The 18,366-nt window shown below is 68.0% G+C and carries 14 protein-coding genes; 9 read left to right on the top strand and 5 right to left on the bottom strand.

The window, feature by feature from the left end:
* Together P0M04_RS05605 and P0M04_RS05600 are read right to left on the bottom strand one after the other, a co-directional pair.
* Nucleotides 1–2,427: an ATP-binding protein gene (locus P0M04_RS05605; RefSeq protein WP_259447967.1), complete on the bottom strand. Its 2,427-nt coding sequence runs from the start codon at nucleotides 2,425–2,427 to the stop codon at nucleotides 1–3.
* Between the two features lies 1 nt (nucleotide 2,428).
* On the bottom strand, nucleotides 2,429–3,637 hold the full coding sequence (locus tag P0M04_RS05600) for an ABC transporter substrate-binding protein (protein WP_259447966.1): 1,209 nt from the start codon (nucleotides 3,635–3,637) through the stop codon (nucleotides 2,429–2,431).
* A 260-nt stretch (nucleotides 3,638–3,897) separates the two neighbouring features.
* Here P0M04_RS05600 and P0M04_RS05595 point away from each other — a divergent pair, with 260 nt between their 5' ends.
* Both P0M04_RS05595 and P0M04_RS05590 read left to right on the top strand, forming a co-directional pair.
* Nucleotides 3,898–5,523, top strand: a complete 1,626-nt coding sequence (locus tag P0M04_RS05595) for a methyl-accepting chemotaxis protein (protein WP_259447965.1) — start codon at nucleotides 3,898–3,900, stop codon at nucleotides 5,521–5,523.
* Between the two features lie 247 nt (nucleotides 5,524–5,770).
* Entirely contained in the window at nucleotides 5,771–7,378 is a 1,608-nt protein-coding gene (locus P0M04_RS05590) for a methyl-accepting chemotaxis protein (RefSeq protein WP_281042378.1), read from the top strand.
* A gap of 1 nt (nucleotide 7,379) precedes the next feature.
* On the opposite strand, the gene P0M04_RS05585 is transcribed toward P0M04_RS05590, so the two are convergent.
* The gene (locus tag P0M04_RS05585; RefSeq protein WP_259447964.1) at nucleotides 7,380–7,847 is read right to left on the bottom strand and encodes a host attachment protein; all 468 of its coding nucleotides are present in this window, start codon (nucleotides 7,845–7,847) and stop codon (nucleotides 7,380–7,382) included.
* A 122-nt stretch (nucleotides 7,848–7,969) separates the two neighbouring features.
* Between P0M04_RS05585 and P0M04_RS05580 the strand changes: the two genes are divergently transcribed.
* From P0M04_RS05580 to P0M04_RS05565, 4 genes are all read left to right on the top strand, one after another.
* Nucleotides 7,970–8,170: a DUF2905 domain-containing protein gene (locus tag P0M04_RS05580; protein ID WP_259447963.1), complete on the top strand. Its 201-nt coding sequence runs from the start codon at nucleotides 7,970–7,972 to the stop codon at nucleotides 8,168–8,170.
* A gap of 132 nt (nucleotides 8,171–8,302) precedes the next feature.
* On the top strand, nucleotides 8,303–10,948 hold the full coding sequence (locus P0M04_RS05575) for a TonB-dependent receptor (RefSeq protein ID WP_259447962.1): 2,646 nt from the start codon (nucleotides 8,303–8,305) through the stop codon (nucleotides 10,946–10,948).
* A 56-nt stretch (nucleotides 10,949–11,004) separates the two neighbouring features.
* The gene (locus P0M04_RS05570; RefSeq protein WP_259447961.1) at nucleotides 11,005–13,377 is read left to right on the top strand and encodes a family 20 glycosylhydrolase; all 2,373 of its coding nucleotides are present in this window, start codon (nucleotides 11,005–11,007) and stop codon (nucleotides 13,375–13,377) included.
* Nucleotides 13,370–14,680: an MFS transporter gene (locus tag P0M04_RS05565; protein ID WP_259447960.1), complete on the top strand. Its 1,311-nt coding sequence runs from the start codon at nucleotides 13,370–13,372 to the stop codon at nucleotides 14,678–14,680. Before P0M04_RS05570 ends, P0M04_RS05565 begins: the two co-directional genes overlap by 8 nt.
* Here the strand turns inward: P0M04_RS05565 and infA are convergent.
* Nucleotides 14,668–14,931 (bottom strand): translation initiation factor IF-1, encoded by a 264-nt coding sequence (infA, locus tag P0M04_RS05560; RefSeq protein ID WP_056129853.1) that lies wholly within the window; start codon nucleotides 14,929–14,931, stop codon nucleotides 14,668–14,670. The genes P0M04_RS05565 and infA overlap by 13 nt on opposite strands.
* A gap of 317 nt (nucleotides 14,932–15,248) precedes the next feature.
* Between infA and P0M04_RS05555 the strand changes: the two genes are divergently transcribed.
* From P0M04_RS05555 to P0M04_RS05545, 3 genes are all read left to right on the top strand, one after another.
* On the top strand, nucleotides 15,249–15,665 hold the full coding sequence (locus P0M04_RS05555; RefSeq protein ID WP_259447959.1) for a ribbon-helix-helix domain-containing protein: 417 nt from the start codon (nucleotides 15,249–15,251) through the stop codon (nucleotides 15,663–15,665).
* 9 nt (nucleotides 15,666–15,674) lie between these two features.
* Nucleotides 15,675–16,808 (top strand): extracellular catalytic domain type 1 short-chain-length polyhydroxyalkanoate depolymerase, encoded by a 1,134-nt coding sequence (locus P0M04_RS05550; protein WP_259447958.1) that lies wholly within the window; start codon nucleotides 15,675–15,677, stop codon nucleotides 16,806–16,808.
* Nucleotides 16,809–16,877: 69 nt separating this feature from the next.
* Nucleotides 16,878–17,426 carry a DUF2058 domain-containing protein gene (locus P0M04_RS05545; protein WP_259447957.1) on the top strand — a complete coding sequence of 183 codons (549 nt, stop codon included), beginning with the start codon at nucleotides 16,878–16,880 and terminating at the stop codon, nucleotides 17,424–17,426.
* Here the strand turns inward: P0M04_RS05545 and P0M04_RS05540 are convergent, their stop codons facing one another.
* Nucleotides 17,427–18,332 carry a helix-turn-helix domain-containing protein gene (locus P0M04_RS05540; RefSeq protein WP_259447956.1) on the bottom strand — a complete coding sequence of 302 codons (906 nt, stop codon included), beginning with the start codon at nucleotides 18,330–18,332 and terminating at the stop codon, nucleotides 17,427–17,429. It lies immediately after the preceding gene.
* Nucleotides 18,333–18,366 lie beyond the last annotated feature (34 nt).

The raw sequence follows: 18,366 nt of genomic DNA, 5'->3' as shown, positions 1-18,366 counted from the left end.
TCAGGCCGGTTCGGTGACTGGGAGCAGCGGCAGCGTGACCGTGAACGTGCTCCCGCGCCCCGGTCCGGCGCTGGCGGCGTCGACCTGGCCGCCGTGCAGTTCGACGAGCTTGCGTACCAGCGCGAGGCCCAGGCCCAGGCCGCCCTGGGCGCGGTCGAGCGTGCGCGAGCCTTGCGTGAACAGGTCGAATACGACGGGCAGCAGGTCGGGGCCGATGCCGTTGCCGTTGTCGCGCACGGCCAGGAACGCCTGGCCGTCGGCGGCTTCCAGTTCGACGTCGATGTGGCCGCCCTCCGGCGTGTACTTGGCGGCGTTGGTGAGCAGGTTCGCGACCACCTGCACGAGGCGCGTGTGGTCGCCGTCCACCATCACGGGCGCCTCCCCGAGCGTGACGTCGAGGCCGTGGCGGCGCGCGTCGACGAGCGGGCGGACCTGTTCGGCGGCCTCCGCGACGACGCGGCGCAGGTCGATCGGCTGCCGGGCCACGGCAACGAGGCCGCGCGTGACGCGCGAGACGTCCAGCAGGTCGTTCACGATGTGGCGCATGTGCGCGACCTGGCGCGCGATGATGTCGCTGATCTGCTTCACGCGCGGTTCGCCCGCATAGGCCAGGCGCAGCATGTCGGCCGCGCTGGAGATCGGCGCCAGAGGATTACGCAGTTCGTGCGCCAGCATGGCGAGGAATTCGTCCTTGCGCCGGTCGGCCAGCTGCAGCGCTTCTTCCGCGCGCTTGCGCTCCGTGATGTCGATCGCGACGACATGCACGACGGTGCTGCGGCCGTCGGCGCCGAGGCCGAGGCGGCCGCGCATGTCGATCCATGCGAGGCGGCCGTCGTCGGCGCGGCGGATGCGCGGCGTGGCGCGGTATTCGCCGCCGGCGCGGATGGCCTGTTCGACCGTGTCGCGCAGGGGCTGGCGGTCGTCCGGGTGGACGAGCTTCTGCAGCTCGGCGATGTTGCGCCAGTTCTTGCCGAACACGCTGTGCAGGTTGGCCGAGAAGGTCACCTGGCCGCTGTCCGGATCGCGCTCCCACACGGCCATGCGGGCGGCGACGAGGCCTTGCTGCAGGCGTTCCTCGCTGTAGCGCACGGCGCGTTCCGCCCGTTCCAGCGGGGTGACGTCGGTGCATGTGCCGAACCACTGGACGATGTGGCCGGCCTCGTCGCGCAGCGGCGCCACCGACGTGAAGAAGCTGCGGTAGCGGCCGTCCGCGCCGCGCAGCGGGAACGTCATCTGCGCCATGTTGCCGCTGGCGAGGGCTTCCTTCCAGCGCCGCATCACCTGCGGCAGCACCTCGGGGTCGTGGTAGCGGTGCCACTCGTCGGCGCCGGCGCTGCCCGGCGGGCTGCCCGTGAATTCGTGCCAGCGGTCGTTGAACCAGACGATGTTGCCGTCCGGGGCGGCCATCCACACGAGCTGCGGGATGTTGTTCGCGAGCTGCAGGAATTTGCGGCGTTCTTCTTCCAGGTGCGCGCGCTGTTCGTACAGGCGGTCGAGCATGCGGTTCAGCGCGCGCGCCAGGCTGACGACTTCGCGCGAGCCTTCGAGCGGGGCGCGCTGGGTGCCGATGTCGTCGCCCAGGCTGGCGGAAAACGTCTCCAGGCGGCGCAGGTCGCGCGTGAGCCCGTGCGCGAGCCGCGACGCGAGGATGAACACGACCAGCGCGAGCAGGCAGGCGACGGCCATGATCAGCAGATAGTGCGGGCCGGACGTCGCCAGCGGCAGCGGCAGGCGGCGCTCGTCCTCGCGCAGCACGAGGCCCAGGTGGGCCAGGCGCGGCGGCAGCGGCACGGGCGCCGCGATCTCGTGCGGGCCCGCCGCCTTCCTGCCGGGGGAGGCGGGGGCGAGGACAGCCCACGACGTCGGCTTGAGATCGGCCAGCCGCACCTTGAACATCAGGGCGCCCTCCGGCGTGCGCGTGCGCTGGTAGCGCAGCAGCACGACGCCGAGCAGCTCCCCGCCGTCGGGACCGGTCTGCAATGTGGCGCGGTCGTCGCCGTTTTCCAGCCGTGCGCGCAGCCATGCCAGGTCGGCGGCGCTGAAGCCGGGTACGCCGTTGTCCGCGATTTCCTTGCCCTCGAAATCCGTGAACAGCAGGTGCAGCGGGATGCCGTTCATGTGGCGCAGGCCGTGCAGGAAGGGCGTCAGATAGGTTTCCTTGCCGGCGCTGTCGACGAGCGCCGTGGCGAGGATCGGGCTCGCGCCCACTTCGTGCAGGCGCGTGACCACGGCGTCCAGGTTATGCGCGACCGCCGTGGCGTGGAACGCCACCTCGCGTTCCTGCAGCAGCGTATTGGCCTGCGCGCGCTGGTGATCGATCAGCCAGAACGAGACACCGGCGATGAGCAGGACGGCGGCCGCCGTCAGGATCGCGGCCGCGCGCGCGAAGCGGTGCGCCAGGCTGGCCGGAGCGGATGCGTCGGTCATGTCAGTCGCCTGCCGGCACCAGGACGCCGTCCGCGCGGTAGCGCGCCAGCAGCAGGTCGTCCGGGCCGAGTGCCTCGTGGCGGGCCGGCGTGAACGGCGGAGAATAGGTCTTGACGAGGCCGCGATACGTGCCGAGCCGCTCGAGCGCGTCGCGCACGGCCTTGCGCTCGGTGCTGCCCGCGCGGTCGATCGCGAGCGCGAGGATGTGCGTGAGGTCGTAGGCGTGCGCGGCGCCGACGGGACCCTTGATGTCCTCGATGCGGCGGACCTTCGATACCTGCGCCGCGCTGGCGAGGAAGCGTTGTACGCGCGCCGGGTCGGCACGGAAGAAGCTGAAGGTCTGGATCACCGTCAGGTCGACCTGCTGCAGCGCCGGCCCCGCCAGCGTCGCGAAGTCGCCGCCCGTCACGCCCCAGTGGCTCAGGATCGGCAGGCGTTGGGCTTTCGGCAGCGCGGCCATCTCGCGCACGAGGATCGCCGCCTCATCGTCGTTGGCGACGAGGACGATGGCCTGGGCGCCGGCCGCGCGCAGGTGCTGGTAATTGTCGACGAGGCTCGTGTCGCGCCAGTTGTACCACGACGTGCCGACGAGCTTCAGCGCGGGCAGCTTTTCCGCCGCGCGCGCCGCCGCCTGGGCATTGCTGCGGCCCCAGGACGTGTTGGTCAGCAGCAGGCCGATGCGGTTCAGGCCGCGCCGGTGCGCCGTCTGCAGCAGCTTCGGCATGGCGAGCGAATCGCGCAGCGACAGGCGGTACACGTAGTTCGGGCGCATGTCGTTGTCGACGATGATGTCGGCCGACGACCACGGCGCCATGAAGAGCAGGCGCGTCTCGCGCAGGGTCGGCAGTTCCTCGATGATGACGGGACTGAAGCGGCCGCCGAACACGGCCACGAGATCGGACATCGCCGCGAACTCCTGGATATTGCGGATGCCGCGCGCCGGGATCGAGCGATGGTCCTTGGTCACGACCTGCAAGGGCCGGCCATGCAGCACGCCGCCCGCCGCGTTGATCTCGGCGATGGCCGCGCGCATGCCCAGCTCGACGGCCTGGGCCGATGTCGAATTGTCCAGTCCGAACTCGCCGTCGATCCCCAGCAGCACGGGCCGCGGCGCGGCCGCGCGTGCCGCCGGCAGCAGCAGGCCGGACAACGACAGGGCGGCGGCGACGAACCGGCGGCGGGGTGGGACAGGGTGGTTTGATGCAGACATGGCAATCGCTGACAAGGCAGAATCTGGAATTCTAACGTTATACCGTGCGGCTTTACCTCATTCTGCGACGAAATAGCGTTGCGATGTCGCAACTGACTGTTCCGTTTAGAAATATGGCGTGTATCATCAAATCGTGACACGGCCCGCCCACACAGGCGTCGCGCCCGTGGGGCCCCATCCTTGCCCGATTCACCGCTTCGGCCCGCCGCCACGACCTGCCGCGCGCATCCGCTGCTTTACCGTTTTTCGTCGAGGTGCACATGAATATCCAGAATCTCAAAATCGGGGGCCGGCTCGGCCTCGCGTTCGCCGCCGTGCTCGCCCTGTCGGCGATGCTGACCACGGTCGGCGCGCTGCGCCTGCAGCAGGTCACCGGCGCGACCGCGGACATGGACGTGTCGATCCGCAAGGCCCGCCTGGCCGACCGCTGGCTGGCCGATACCCGCATCAACCGTGCGTTGACCGAAGCCCGCCTGCGCGCGGTGGATGCGCAGGATCGCGAGCGTATCGACGTCAAGATGAAGGCGAACAGCGCGGACATCAACCGCGTCGACGAGGAATTGCAGCGCCTGGTGGCGAGCGGAGAAGGCAAGGCGTTGCTGGCGGCCCTCAACGAGCGGCGCAAGACCTACACAGCGGCGCGCAAGAAGCTGTTCGCGCTCAAGGATGGCGGCACGGCGGATGCAACCGCCATCGACCGCGCGGCCGATGCCGGGATGAACCCGGCGTTGACCGCGTACGAGGCGGCGGCCGCCAACCTGGCCGAGCACGAGAAACAACGCTTCGACGCGGCCAAGGCGAACGTCGAGGACGTCGCGGCGAGCGGGCGCCTGCTGCTGGTCGGCGTCGGCGTCGCGGCCGTGCTGCTGGGCGCGGCGCTGGCGTGGTGGCTCACGCGCAGCATCACGGGTCCGCTGCGCCGCGCGGTGGACGTGGCCAATGCCGTCGCGCAGGGCGACCTGACGACGCGCATCGAGGTCGAACGCCGCGACGAGACGGGCGAACTGATGATCGCGCTGCAGACGATGAATGCGAACCTGAACGCGCTGGTGACGCGCGTGCGCAGCGGTGCCGATACCATCGCCACCGCCGCCGGCGAAGTGGCCACCGGCAACCACGACCTGTCGGCGCGCACCGAGGAGCAGGCCAGCGCGCTGGAAGAGAGCGCGGCATCGATGGAAGAATTGACGGGCACCGTGCGCCAGAACGCGGAGAATGCCCAGCAGGGCAACCAGATGGCCGCGTCGGCGTCGAGCGTGGCCGTGCGCGGCGGCGAAGTCGTCGCGCAAGTGGTCGAGACGATGGGAGCGATCGACGCGTCGTCCAAGAAGATCGTCGACATCATCGGCGTCATCGACGGCATCGCATTCCAGACGAACATCCTTGCCTTGAACGCGGCCGTGGAAGCGGCGCGCGCGGGCGAGCAGGGGCGCGGCTTCGCCGTCGTCGCGAACGAGGTGCGCACGCTGGCCCAGCGCTCGGCCGGGGCGGCGAAGGAGATCAAGGAACTCATCGGCGACTCCGTCGAGAAGGTCGCCGCCGGTTCGCGCCTCGTCGGCGAGGCCGGCACGACGATCCAGGAAGTCGTCGCCAGCGTGCGCCGCGTGTCGGACATCATGGCCGAGATCTCGGCCGCGTCGGGCGAACAGAGTGCCGGCATCGAACAGGTCGGCGCCGCGATCCACCAGATGGACATGGTGACGCAGCAGAACGCGGCGCTCGTCGAAGAGGCCGCGGCGGCCACCGAATCGATGCAGGAGCAGGCACGTAGCCTGGCGGAGGCGGTGAGCGTGTTCAAGCTGGACCACGCGGCCGCCGCACCCGCATCGCGCGCACCGGCCCGGCCGCAGCCTGCACTCGCTGCCCGTCGTCCGGCAGCAGCCTGACCGACTACGCAGGCGTCGCGCCCGCCGCTTGCCGTTCCGGCAGCGGCGGGCGTTGTCGTTTACGGTTGTGTATTTTGTGCCATCCTGGTGCATATTTACGCACCGAAATGGTGATGCAATGTCCAGTTCGGTGCAAATGGACTAAGGTTGCGTGATTTTGTGGATTGATGGCAACAAGTTGGTATCGTCGGCCGGGAAACTGCTCTACAGTTTGGTAGCGCCACCATATTAACAAACAGTTATCGCCATGTTCACGAACCTCAGCATCAAGACCCGTCTCATCTTCCTTACCGTACTGTTGAGTGCGGTTTCCATCGTCGTAGGCGTCGTCGGCCTCGTCAACCAGGGCGCCACGAATGCCGCGCTGGGTACCGTCTACAACGACCGCCTGGTGCCCCTCAGCCAGCTCAGCCATATCCTGTCGCTGATGCAGCAGAACCAGAACGCCCTGTCGAGCGCCGCGCTGGCGGCCGAGCCGGACAACGGTCCCGTGATCGCGCAAGTCGAGGCGCGCATCCAGGAAATCAGCACCCAGTGGGACCAGTACAAGGCGACGTACCTCACGCCGGAAGAAAAAGTGCTGGCCCAGGCGTTCATCGACAGCCGCATGAAGTTCGTCGGGGAAGGCCTCAAGCCGACCATGGCCGCGCTGCGCGCCAACGATCCGGACGAGCTCAAAAAGCTCGTCAAGGGTCCCCTGGCGACGAGCTACCTGCCGGCGCAGAAGAATATGCAGGCGCTCGTGCAATTGCAGCTGGACGTGGCGAAGTCGCACTACGACGCCGCGCTGGCACGCTACGAACGCACGCGCAATCTGTCGATTGCCCTGATCGTCATCGGTACGCTCGCGGGTGCCTGCGTCGCCGCGCTGCTGATCCGCGGTATCGGCGCATCGCTGGCCGAAGCCCTGCGCGTGGCACGCAGCGTGGCGGCCGGCGACCTCACGCAGACGGTGCACATCGAGCGCAACGACGAGATCGGCGAGCTGCTCGGCGCGCTGCGCACCATGAACACGTCGCTGGCGGATATCGTCGGCGAAGTCCGCAGCGGCACCGATACGATCGCGACGGCCTCGCGCCAGATCGCGGCCGGCAACCAGGACCTGTCGGCGCGCACCGAGCAGCAGGCATCGTCGCTGGAAGAGACGGCCGCGTCGATGGAAGAGCTGACGTCGGCCGTGAAGCACAACGCGGACAACGCGCGCCAGGCCAATGCGCTGGCGGAAGCGGCGAAAGGCGTGGCGGAGCGCGGCGGCGCCGTCATCGACGACGTGGTCGGCACGATGGGCGACATCAGCGACGCGTCGCGCCGTATCGCCGAGATCATCGGCGTCATCGACGGGATCGCGTTCCAGACGAACATCCTGGCGCTGAACGCGGCCGTGGAAGCGGCGCGCGCGGGCGAGCAGGGCCGCGGGTTCGCCGTCGTGGCGTCCGAGGTGCGCAACCTCGCCCAGCGCTCGGCCGGCGCGGCGAAGGAGATCAAGGGGCTCATCGAGAGTTCCGTCGAACGCGTGGACACGGGCGGACGGCTCGTGGGCCAGGCCGGCGCGACGATGCGCGAGATCGTCGACAGCGTGCGCCGCGTCACGGACATGATGGGCGAGATCACGTCGGCAAGCAGCGAGCAGACGGCCGGCATCGGCCAGATCAACGTGGCCGTGGCGCAGATGGACCAGGTGACGCAGCAGAACGCCGCGCTGGTCGAGGAAGCGGCGGCAGCGGCCGACGCGATGCATGAACAGGCGCAGCGCCTGGCCGCATCGGTGAGCGTGTTCCGGGTCGCGCCGCGGCAGGTGCAGGCGACGCGGCAGGCGGCCGTCGCTCAGCAGCGGCCGGCACTGGCGCGGGCCTGAATCAGAACTTGGACTTCTGCGCCTGCAGCTGTTCGCGCAGCTGGTGCGCGTTGAAGTGGCTGTAGTCCTTGTTCAGTTCAAGGTCGACGAGCGGCTTGAGCTGGTTGTCCAGCTGGGCGCGCAGCACGCCCAGGAACTTCGGCTCGGCCACCAGTTCCAGCTTCTGGAAGCGCTGCTCCTGCCAGCCCTTCAGCAGGAAGTTGCAGATGTCCCTGGCAAAGAACTCGGCGTCGTGCTGTTCCGGCGTCTGCGCCGGCTGGTACTGTTTGTTCGGCGTGGCGCCGCCCGTGTTGTGGATGCTCTGACCGGCCGAGGTCGGGCCGAGCCGGTCGGTGTTGATATCGATGTCGCGCAGGCGCGCGTTGGCGCTGACCATGTCCTCGACTTCGATGTAAGGCTGCTTGGGGTCCGATTCGGCGAAGATGCGGGCGCGGCCCGCGTCGGCGGATACGATCCAGGTGGTAGGCATGCTTTCCCCCTTTTTCCAAAAATAAATTTGAAGATGTAGGCCCCACCGGGGCCATACAGGCTGAGGGGAAGTCTATCCCAACCAAAAAATTCAAGCGGTACGAAAGGCGCTAGACTGGCGCCATGCAAAAACTCCTCATCGTTCTCGGCCTCGTGCTGCTCGCCGCGGGGCTCCTCTGGCCCTGGCTGCGCCGGTTCCCGTTCGGCCGCCTTCCCGGCGACATCCACGTCGTGCGCGAAGGCTTCTCCTTCAACTTCCCCATCGTCACCTGCCTCGTCATCTCGATCGTCGTCTCGATCTTGCTGTGGTTCTTCCGCCGCTGATTAGCAAGATTTGACAAACACGGTCGGAATTTCAACGAGACAATGCGCCCCATACGAAGACGAGAGACGCTGCAGCGTCCACGAATTCGAAACTGGAAAAGTTCTTTGATCGATACAGTTTTGGGAGAGCACATGAGACAGCAGATGGGACGTAAGGTCGTTGCGCGCACCGCGATCGCGGGCGCGGTGACGGTATTGGTGATGGGCATCGCGGCACAGGCGCGCGCACAGGATGGCGGACAGGAAGCGCAGACCGTGATCGTGACCGGCGTGCGCGCGGCGCTGGAGCAGTCGCTGCGCCAGAAGCGCAACGCGGATGCCGTCGTCGAGGTGGTGACGGCCGAAGACATCGGCAAGATGCCCGACAAGAACGTGGCCGACGCGATCCAGCGCCTGCCCGGCGTGAACACGCAATCGTCCGCGGGCGGCGAGGGCGGCTTCGGCGAGAACGACCGCGTCAGCCTGCGCGGCACGAGCCCCAGCCTGCAGCAGACCTTGTTCAACGGCCACGCGATCAGCACCGGCGACTGGTTCGTGCTGAACCAGTACGGCGGCAACGTGGGCCGCTCGTCGAGCTTTTCTCTGCTGCCGTCGGAACTCGTCGGTTCCATCGTCGTGCAGAAGAGCGCCACCGCCGATCTCGTCGAAGGCGGCGTATCGGGCGCGATCAACGTGATCACGCGCCGTCCGCTCGACTTCCGCCAGCCCCTGACGGTGGAAGCGTCCGTGCAGGCCAACTACAACGACCTCGCGAAAAAGACGGAGCCGCAAGTGTCGGCCCTCGTGAGCTGGAAGAACGCGACCAACACGTTCGGCGTGCTGCTGCAGGGCTTCTCGGAAAAGCAGAGCGTGCGCCGCGACGGCCAGGAAATCCTCGGCTACACCCCGATCAGCGCGACGAGCGCCGCCGCCGTCGCGAATCCTTCGCTGGCCGGCGTGAAGGTCCCGACCTTCATCGGCGCCGCGTTCTTCGAGCAAAAGAAGAAGCGTGAAGGCGGCGCGTTCGACATCGAGGCGAAACCCACGCGCGACATCGGCGTCGACCTGAACGGCTTCTATTCGAAACTGAGCGCGCCGCACCAGAACACGAACTGGCTGGCCGCGCCCGCGAACTCGATCAACAGTGCGAACCTGATCCCGACGAGTCCCGTGATCCGCAACGGCACGCTCGTCGGCGCGACGTTCTCCAGCAACTCGGGCGAGGTCGACAACATCTACCGTCCGGATGCGGGCGGCGAATCGTGGTACATCGACCTGAACGGCCGCTGGCGCGCGACGGACGACCTGAGCTTCACCGGCAAGATCGGCCGCACGCACGGCATCGGCTGGGACCACGGCGACGTCTACTACCAGAACAACGTCGACGGCGGCATGATGTACGCGCTGAACGGCATGACGCCGGCCACCGTGAGCTACCCGGGCGGGAACACGACGAAGCCGGGATCGACGGCGTGGGCGGGCGGCGGCGAGGCGCAGTCCGTGGACAAGGAAAAGTATGCGCAGGTCGACGGCACCTGGCGCGTGCGCGACAACCCGTGGCTGCAGGGCGTCCGCTTCGGCGCGCGCTGGACGGATCATAAACGCACCGCCGAGCACCCGCTGGAAACGCGTCCGGGCCCGAACGGTTTCAGCAATCCGGGACCGGTGTGGAACGGCGAGATGTACCCGGGCGACTTCGGCTCGGACCTCGGCGGCAGCGTCTTCAACAACTACTTCAAGTACAGCGGTCCCGCCCTCGGCGCCTGGGGCGCGGTGCCGGGCAACCGCCTGCTCGATTTCACCTTGCGCCATAACTGGCTCGACGAATTCCAGGTGCGCGAAAAGACCGCGGCTGTCTACGGCATGGCGGAAGTCGGCGGCGACAGCTGGAGCGGTAACTTCGGTTTGCGCGCCGTCGAGACGCGCCAGACGACAGTCGTGAACCTGCCGGGCGGCCAGAATCCGATCACCGGCTCCGCCTTCGGCCCGTACACCCCGACGACGTACGAGCGCAAATACCGCGACTACCTGCCGAGCGCGAACGTGAAGTTCGACGTGCGCCAGGATCTCGTCGTCCGCGCCGGCATCGCGAAGACGATGGCGCGTCCCGACTACAGCGCGCTGGGCGGCTCCGTGTCGCTGAACGACGACGCGCTGTCGGGCAGCGGCGGCAACGTCAAGCTCGATCCGATCCGCTCCGTCAACTACGACCTGTCGGCCGAGTGGTACTACATGCCGAAGGCGATGCTGTCGGCGGGCCTGTTCTACATGGACTTCAGCTCCATCGTCGCGCAGGGCACGAGCACGGGCAGCTACTACAACAACAAGCGCGGCGCGTTCACCGACTACCAGATCACGTCGCCGTACAACACGAGCGCCACCAACAAGGGCATCGAATTGTCGTGGCAGCAGCCGCTGTGGAACAACTTTGGCATGCTCACCAACTACACGTGGGCGGACGGCGAACTGGATGGCGGCGGCGAGATGCTCAACGCGTCGAAGAACACGTACAACGTGACGGGCTACTACGAGAACGACCGCTTCTCCGCGCGCCTCGCGTACAGCCACCGTTCGTCGTACAAGGCCGGCGTGGACCGCGGCGCGAGCCAGCACGTCGATGCGATGCCGTCGCTGGCGGCCTCGGTGAACTTCAAGATCAACGAGCACCTGACGGTCACGTTCGATGCGCTGAACCTCACCAACGAGACGATCAAGATGTACGCCGAGAACAAGGACCAGCCGCGCGCGTTCTACTCGAACGGCCGCACCTTCTACCTCGGCCTGCGCGGCAAGCTCTGATCGTGCCGCAACGGGAGAAACGGGACGGCGTGCCCGTGGCCGCGGCATGGGAGTGTGTGTCCAACCTCGTCGCGGACGACGTCTTCGCGGCGCGCCTGACGCTCACCAACGTGTCGGGCGCGCCGATCGCCGCGGGATGGACCGTGTACTTCAATGCATGCCGGCGCGTGCTGACCGGCAGCGTGAGCGCGGGCTTTCACCTGGAGCACGTCAACGGCGACCTGTTCGCGCTGCGTCGCCCGGATGACAAAGCCTGGCAGCCGGGCGAGGTGCTCGACGTGCGCTACGAGGCGCAGTTCTGGGCCATCAGCATGACGGACGCGCCGCTCGGCTTCTACCTCGTCGAAGCGGACGGTTGCACGGTCGACCTGGGCGACGCGGACGTTACGCCGTTCGCGCGGCCGGAACAGCTGCAGCGCCATGCGCGCGACGTGCTGCCGCCGGCCGACGCGGCCTGGCGCTGGCGCGAGAACGGCGGTCTGCGCCTGCTGCCGGACGAAGACGTCGGCCGCATCACGCCGACGCCGGTATCGGCCCGCTTCACGGACGCGCGCTGCCGCCTGTCGGCGTCCAGCGAGATCATGGCCGGCGCCGCGCTGGCCGGTGAAGCGGCGTTGTTACGCGCGCTGCTGGCCGACCTGCCGGACGGTGACGGCGCGCGCATCCTGCTGGAGATCGGGGCCGTGGCGGCGGATGGCCCGGAGGCGTACCACCTCGACATCGGCCCCGACACGATCCTCGTGCGCGGCGCCGGCGCGCACGGCGTGTTCAACGGCATCCAGACCTTGGCCCAGTTGCTGGACGCGGACGGCTCGCTGCCATGCGGCCGCGTGCTCGACGCGCCGCGCTTCGGCTACCGCGGCATGATGCTCGACGTGGCACGCCATTTCGCCTCGGTCGCCACGGTCAAGCGCCTGCTCGACTGCATGGCGCGCTATAAACTGAACCGGCTGCACCTGCACCTGACGGACGACGAGGGCTGGCGCTTGCGGATCGACGCGCTGCCGGAGCTGACGGAGATCGGCAGCAAACGGGGCGCGGCCTGCGGCCACACGCTGCCGCCATCCTTTGGCTCCGGCGCGGACGTGGATACGTCGTCCGGCACGGGCTATTACGACGCCGAGGAATTCATCGGCATCCTGCGTTACGCGCACGCACGCCACATCGAGGTCATCCCGGAATTCAACATGCCGGGCCACGCGCGCGCGGCCGTGCTGGCGATGCGCGCGCGTCACGACCGCCTGCGCGCGCAGGGCGACATCGACGAGGCGGAGCGCTACCTGCTGAGCGATCCGTACGATGCCTCCGTCTACGAATCCGTCCAGCTGTGGCGCGACAACGTGATCTGCATCGCCATGCCGTCCGTCGACCGCTTCATCGACACCGTCGTCGCCCACGTGGCCGCGCTGTACCGCGAGGCCGGCGTGCCGCTCAAGACGATCCACACGGGTGGCGACGAGGTGCCGCTGGGCGCGTGGGAAGGCTCGCCGCGGTGCCAGGCGCTGATGCGCGAGCGGGGCTGGATGCATATCGGGCAGCTGCAGGCGGATTTCGTCGACCGCTGCCGCGCGATCCTGGCACGCCACGGCCTTGCGTTCGCGGGCTGGGAAGAGACGGCGCTCGTGTACGAGGACGGCGGCCCCGGCTTCCAGGTCTATGCATGGAACAACGCGTGGGGCTCGGGCAAGGAAGACGTCGCGTACCGCCTCGCCAATGCCGGCTACGACGTCGTGCTGGCGAATGCCGCGAATCTGTATTTCGACCTCGCCTACGCGAAGGACCCGCAGGAGCCGGGCTATTACTGGGCGGGCTTCGTGGAGACGCGCCACGCATTCGGCTTCTGCCCGCTGGACATGATCGTCAGCGCGGCCACCGACCCGATGGGCCAGAGCGTGCCGGCGGAGCGGCTGGCCGCGATGGCGCGCCTGACGCCGGAAGGGCGGCGCCGCGTCAATGGCCTGCAGGGGCAGCTGTGGGGAGAGAACGCCCGCACGCGCGACCGCATCGAATACCTGGCCGCACCGCGCCTCGTGGCGCTGGCGGAACGGGCGTGGGCGCCGGATCCCGGCTGGTGCGCGATCGAGGACGCCGACGCGCGCACGCGTGCGATGGACGACGCCTGGAACGAATTCGCCAACCGCCTCGGCCAGCGGGAGCTGGCACGGCTCGACCGCGCGCCGCTGGCCTACGGTTACCGGTTGCCGCCGCCGGGTGCCGTCGCTGTCGGCCGGACGGTCCACGCGAACGTGGCCCTGCCGGGCCTCGCGCTGCATTACACTCTGGACGGCAGCGAGCCCGATGCCGCCAGCCCGCGCTACACGGAGCCGGTGGAGGCAGGGCAGGGCGCCGCCGTGTTCAAGGTCGCCACCTTCGACACGCGCGGCCGCAAGAGCGCAACCGTCGTCATCGCACTGGATTCCCATGGATAGCATCCGTCCCGACCACCTGACACCCGTCGCGAGCCCACAGGCGCGCCATCCGCTCGCATGGGTGCCCACGCTGTACCTCGCCCAGGGCCTGCCGTTCTACGCCGTCGCCCTCGTGGCGGGGCTGATGTTCAAGAGCATGGGCGTGCCCAACGAGCAGATCGCGCGCTGGACCGGCGTCCTCGGCCTCGCGTGGGTGTTCAAGGCGTTGTGGAGCCCCTTCCTGGAACTCGCGGCGAGCAAGAAGCGGGTCGTCGTCGTGCTGCAGGTCGCTGGCGGTATCGCGCTCGCGGCGCTGGCCGTCGCGCTGCAGCTGCCCGCGTGGTTCGCGCTGGCGATCGGGCTGCTGGCGGTTGCCGCGCTGGCGTCCAGCACGCACGACATCGCGGCCGACGGTTTATATATCGCGAACCTGTCCGAGCGCCAGCAATGCGCGTACGCCGGCTGGCAGGGCGCGTTCTTCAACGGTGCGAAATTCCTGTCGCTGGGCGGGCTCGTGATCCTGGCCGGCTTCCTTGAACAGCGCATCGGACCGCCGGCCGCGTGGGCCACCGTGTTCGGGCTGCTCGGTGCACTGCTGGCGGGGCTCGGGCTGTATCACGCGTGGGCGTTGCCGGGAGCGGTCAAGACCGGCACCGGCGCGTCGGTACGCGGCACTGTCGATGTATTGGTCGACGTCGTGCGCGCGTTCTTCGCCAAGCCGGGCATCTGGATGGGCATCGTGTTCATCCTGCTGTTCCGCCTCGCGGAAGGGCAGGTGCAGACGATCGGCCCGCTGTTCCTGCGCGATGCGCGCGCGGTGGGCGGCCTCGGTCTCTCCACGCAGGAAGTGGGCGCCATCTATGGCACGGCAGGCACGGCCGCCTTCCTCGTCGGGAGCATCCTCGGCGGCTGGTTCACGTCGCGCGTGGGCCTGCAGCGCGCGATGCTCGTGCTGATCCTCGCGATGAACGTGCCGAATCTCGTGTTCTGGTACCTGAGCGCGGTGCAGCCGGAGAACCTCGCCTTCGTCACGGTGGCGCTGTCGGCGGAGATGTTCGGCTACGGGTTCGGCTTCGTGGGCATGATCCTGTTCATCATGCAGGTGATCGCGCCCGGCCGCTACCAGACGGCGCACTACGCGCTGGGGTCCGGGTTCATGCAGCTGGGCTTCGTGCTGTCGAAGGTGGTCAGCGGCGACATCCAGCATGCGCTGGGTTACCGCCATTTCTTCTTGTGGGTGGTGCTGTCGGCGCTGCCGGTGCTCGTACTCACGCGGTTCGTGAATATGGCGCCGGCCGAGCCGGGCTTGGGTCAGCGGCGGTAGGTCGGGCGCCGCGCCGGCGCGGCGTTGCGCTTTTCGATATGGCGGAACGTGATGCGACCCTTGCTCAGGTCGTACGCGGACATCTCCAGCGTCACGCGGTCGCCCGCGAGGATGCGGATGTGGTGCTGGCGCATCTTGCCCGACGTGTAGGCGATCAGTTTGTGTCCATTGTCCAGGTCGACGCGAAAGCGCGAGTCGGGCAGGATTTCCTGGACGATGCCGTCCATTTCGATGAGTTCTTCTTTGGCCATGGGGTTCCTTTGATGGGGCTGCAATCCGCGCGTGCGGTTGCAGCGTGGTCGGGCGGGCCGGCATGGTTGCGCGTCGGGTACGCACGACGGCTGCCGGGGCGTGGGGTGGGATGAAAAGAAGCACCGGTGGTGCCCGCGCAGTGACGGGGGAGGCCGGTGAGGCGGTCCGGAGGATTTCTATCCAGAAATCACATTATAAGGCAAGACGTCGCGGTCTGCTCGTTCGTGCATACGCATATTTCGCGTACGATTGAAATTTATACGCCTCTTATACTCTGGTTGGAGTATATTGAGCGTATCGATATCAAGGAAACGTCATGAAGCTCGTCGAAACGAAGCCAAAATTCCCGGACACGGACAAGGTCACGATCAACCTGGGCCTGGTCGATCTCGCCCAGATGGACCTGCTCGTGGCGGAAGGGTTTTATACGAACCGCACGGATTTCGTCCGTACGGCCATCCGCAACCAGTTACAGCAGCACGGCGACGTGATCCGCCAGACGGTGACGCGCAAGCGCTTCGTCATGGGCATGCAGCGCTACACGAGGGCGGAGCTTGAAGCGAGCGTCGCCGCCGGCGAGCGGCTCGACATCCACGTGCTGGGCCTCGCCACCATCGACGACGACGTCACGCCCGATCTGGCTCGCGACGCCATCGCGTCGATCCAGGTACTGGGCGCCTTCCTCGCTCCCGCCGCCGTCAAGTCCGCGCTTGCGGACCGCATCCATATTTGAAGGAACACCATGAAACCTTATGAACAATTTGTTGAAAACATGCTCAGCGCCGTCCGTTCGGGCCAGGGCAAGGACCCGGCCGCGGCCACCGCGCTCATCCAGGATGCGCTGCGCAATGCCGGGCTGATGCCGGGCGCGCCCTCCGCCACGCCGTTCACGGCGGAAGCGCCGGCGCGCGCACCGTTCGTCGACCTGAACGGCGTGCCGGACTGGCTGCGCCGTCAGTCCACGGCGAAAGGCGGCAAGCCGGCCGGCGACTGGCGCGCGCGCCTGGATGCGCTGCGCCCGCGTCCGCAGCCGGTGACGCCTGACGCGCCCGGCCAATTTATCGAAGGATCGTTCGCCAACGCAGCCGGCACGCGCCGCTACCGTCTGTATGTGCCGGCGCGGGCGGCGACCGGGCCGCGGCCGCTCGTCGTCATGCTGCACGGCTGCCAGCAGAGCGCCGCCGATTTCGCGGCCGGCACGGCCATGAACCGGCTGGCGGAAGAACACGACTGCCTGGTGCTGTATCCGGACCAGGAGCGCAGCGCGAACAGTTCGAATTGCTGGAACTGGTTCGACTCTACCCACCAGCAGCGCGAGCAGGGCGAGCCTTCCCTGCTTGCCGGCATGACGCGCAAGATCGTGCAGGAGCACGGCGCCGACCCGCGCCGCGTCTACGTGGCCGGCCTGTCGGCGGGCGGGGCGATGGCGGCCGTCATGGGCGCGGCCTATCCCGAGCTGTATGCGGCCGTCGGCGTGCATTCCGGCCTGCCGGTCGGCGCGGCGCGCGACCTCATGTCGGGCCTGAACGCGATGAAGGGCAAGCACCTGGGCGGCGCGGGCCGGACGCTGCACCGCCGCGTGCCGCTGATCGTCTTCCATGGCGACCAGGACGCCGTCGTCCACCCGTCCAACGGCGAGGTGTTGATCCGCCAGTTCCTGGGCGACGGGACCGTGCGCGAGATCGAGGAGCGCGCCGGCGGCCACACGCGCACGACGGTGCTGGACGATACCGGACGCGCGGTGGCGGAACACTGGGTCGTGCACGGGGCCGGTCATGCGTGGGCCGGCGGCGATCCGGCCGGATCGTACACGGATGCGTCCGGCCCGGACGCGTCGGCTGCGATGTTGCGCTTCTTCCTGGCGCAGGCCGACTGATCGGGCGCTGTTGCGAAGCCGCCAGCTTTGCTATGCTGGCGGCTTCGCGTGATCGTAATGGAGTAGACGATGGTTTCCCTGCAGGAGCAGCTGATGAAGGCCGGGCTGGTCGACAAGAAGAAGGTCAAGGTCGCCAACCAGGAAAAGGCCAAGCAGCAGAAGATCGAGCGCCGCACCGGTGTGCAAAGCGTCAACGAGACGAAGGAGGCGGTGGCGGAAGCCCAGCGCCAGCAGGCCGAGCGCGCCCGTGCCCTGAACGCCGAGCGCGACGCGGCGGCGGCGGCGAAGGCCGTCGAGGCGCAGATCGCGCAGATGATCCAGGTGAACCGCCAGCCCAAGGGCAAGGGCAATCTCGACGTCGCCTACAACTTCACGATCGGCAGCAAGATCGAACGCATCCACGTCTCCGCGGCCGTGCGCGACCACCTGGTGGCGGGTCGCCTGTCCATCGTCGCCCACGCAGGCGGGTTCGAGCTGGTGCCGCGCGTGATCGCCGACAAGATCGCGGAACGGGCGCCGGACCGCGTCGTGCGCGTCAACAAGGCGGCCGAAGCCGTCGCGGCGGGCGAGGACGATCCCTACAAGGACTTCAAGATCCCCGACGACTTCGACTGGTGATCAGCGTTTTTTAATCGGGAGCGCCAGCCAGCCGCGCCAGCGGCCCTCGGGCGTGCGCTCGACCTTCTGGATGTGCGGCCTGATGCTGTCCAGGCGCCAGACGGCCTGCTTGTCGAGCCAGTCCTCGTACATGGAGCGAAAGCGCGGCCATTCGTCGTCGAAGTCGAGGCAGGCGTAGGTGCCGGCCGGCAGGACGCGCACGCCCAGGCCCGGGTCGAGGACGGTGTCGTCGGCGCAGCCGAAGTCGTAGCAGTATTCCCGTTCGCCCGTAAAACCCGGGTCTTCGTCGAACACGCCGTACCACGGGGTGCTGGCGGGCAGGCCGTCGGCCTTCTCCCGTTCCTGGATGAAGTCGTGGCAGGCGAACGACAGCGCCGCGCCGGACTGGCCGAAAAACCGCTGGTAGCGCAAGGTCAGCGCCGGCAGGTTGCGCACGGCGATGCGCGCGGCGATCGTGCCCGGTTCGGGCGGGCAGTAGGGGGCCAGGATCGCTTCCAGGTCGTCCGGCTCGGCGACGAAGAAGCTGACGTCGCTCTCGCGGCCGACCTGCTGGTCCATGTAGTCGCGCCATCCCCCCTCGCGCCATGCCTTGGCCGACATCGCGAATTGCTGCTTGAACGCCTTGGCGAATGCCGCGTTCGACGGAAAACCGCAATCCTGGGCGATGCGCACGATGGGCACGTCCGGCTCGTGGCGCAGCAGGTGGGCGGCGCGGCGCAGGCGGCGCTTGCGTTGATACTCGCAGGCCGAGAAACCCGTCAGCTCGCGGAAGATGCGGTCGAAGTGGAATGACGAATAACTGGCCGACGCCGCCAGCGATTTCAATGCGAGCGGATCGCCGACCGAGTCCAGCATCAGGTCCATCACTTCATACAGGCGCGACACGCGCGCGGCGGTCTTCGACATCAACGGCAGTCATTTACAAAATTGAAATAACTAG

Origin of the sequence: Telluria mixta, assembly GCF_029223865.1 — a bacterium.
GTDB classification, from domain to species: domain Bacteria; phylum Pseudomonadota; class Gammaproteobacteria; order Burkholderiales; family Burkholderiaceae_D; genus Telluria; species Telluria mixta.
Note: the sequence above shows the minus strand (reverse complement) of the source record. Positions and strands in the feature narration are given on the sequence as shown.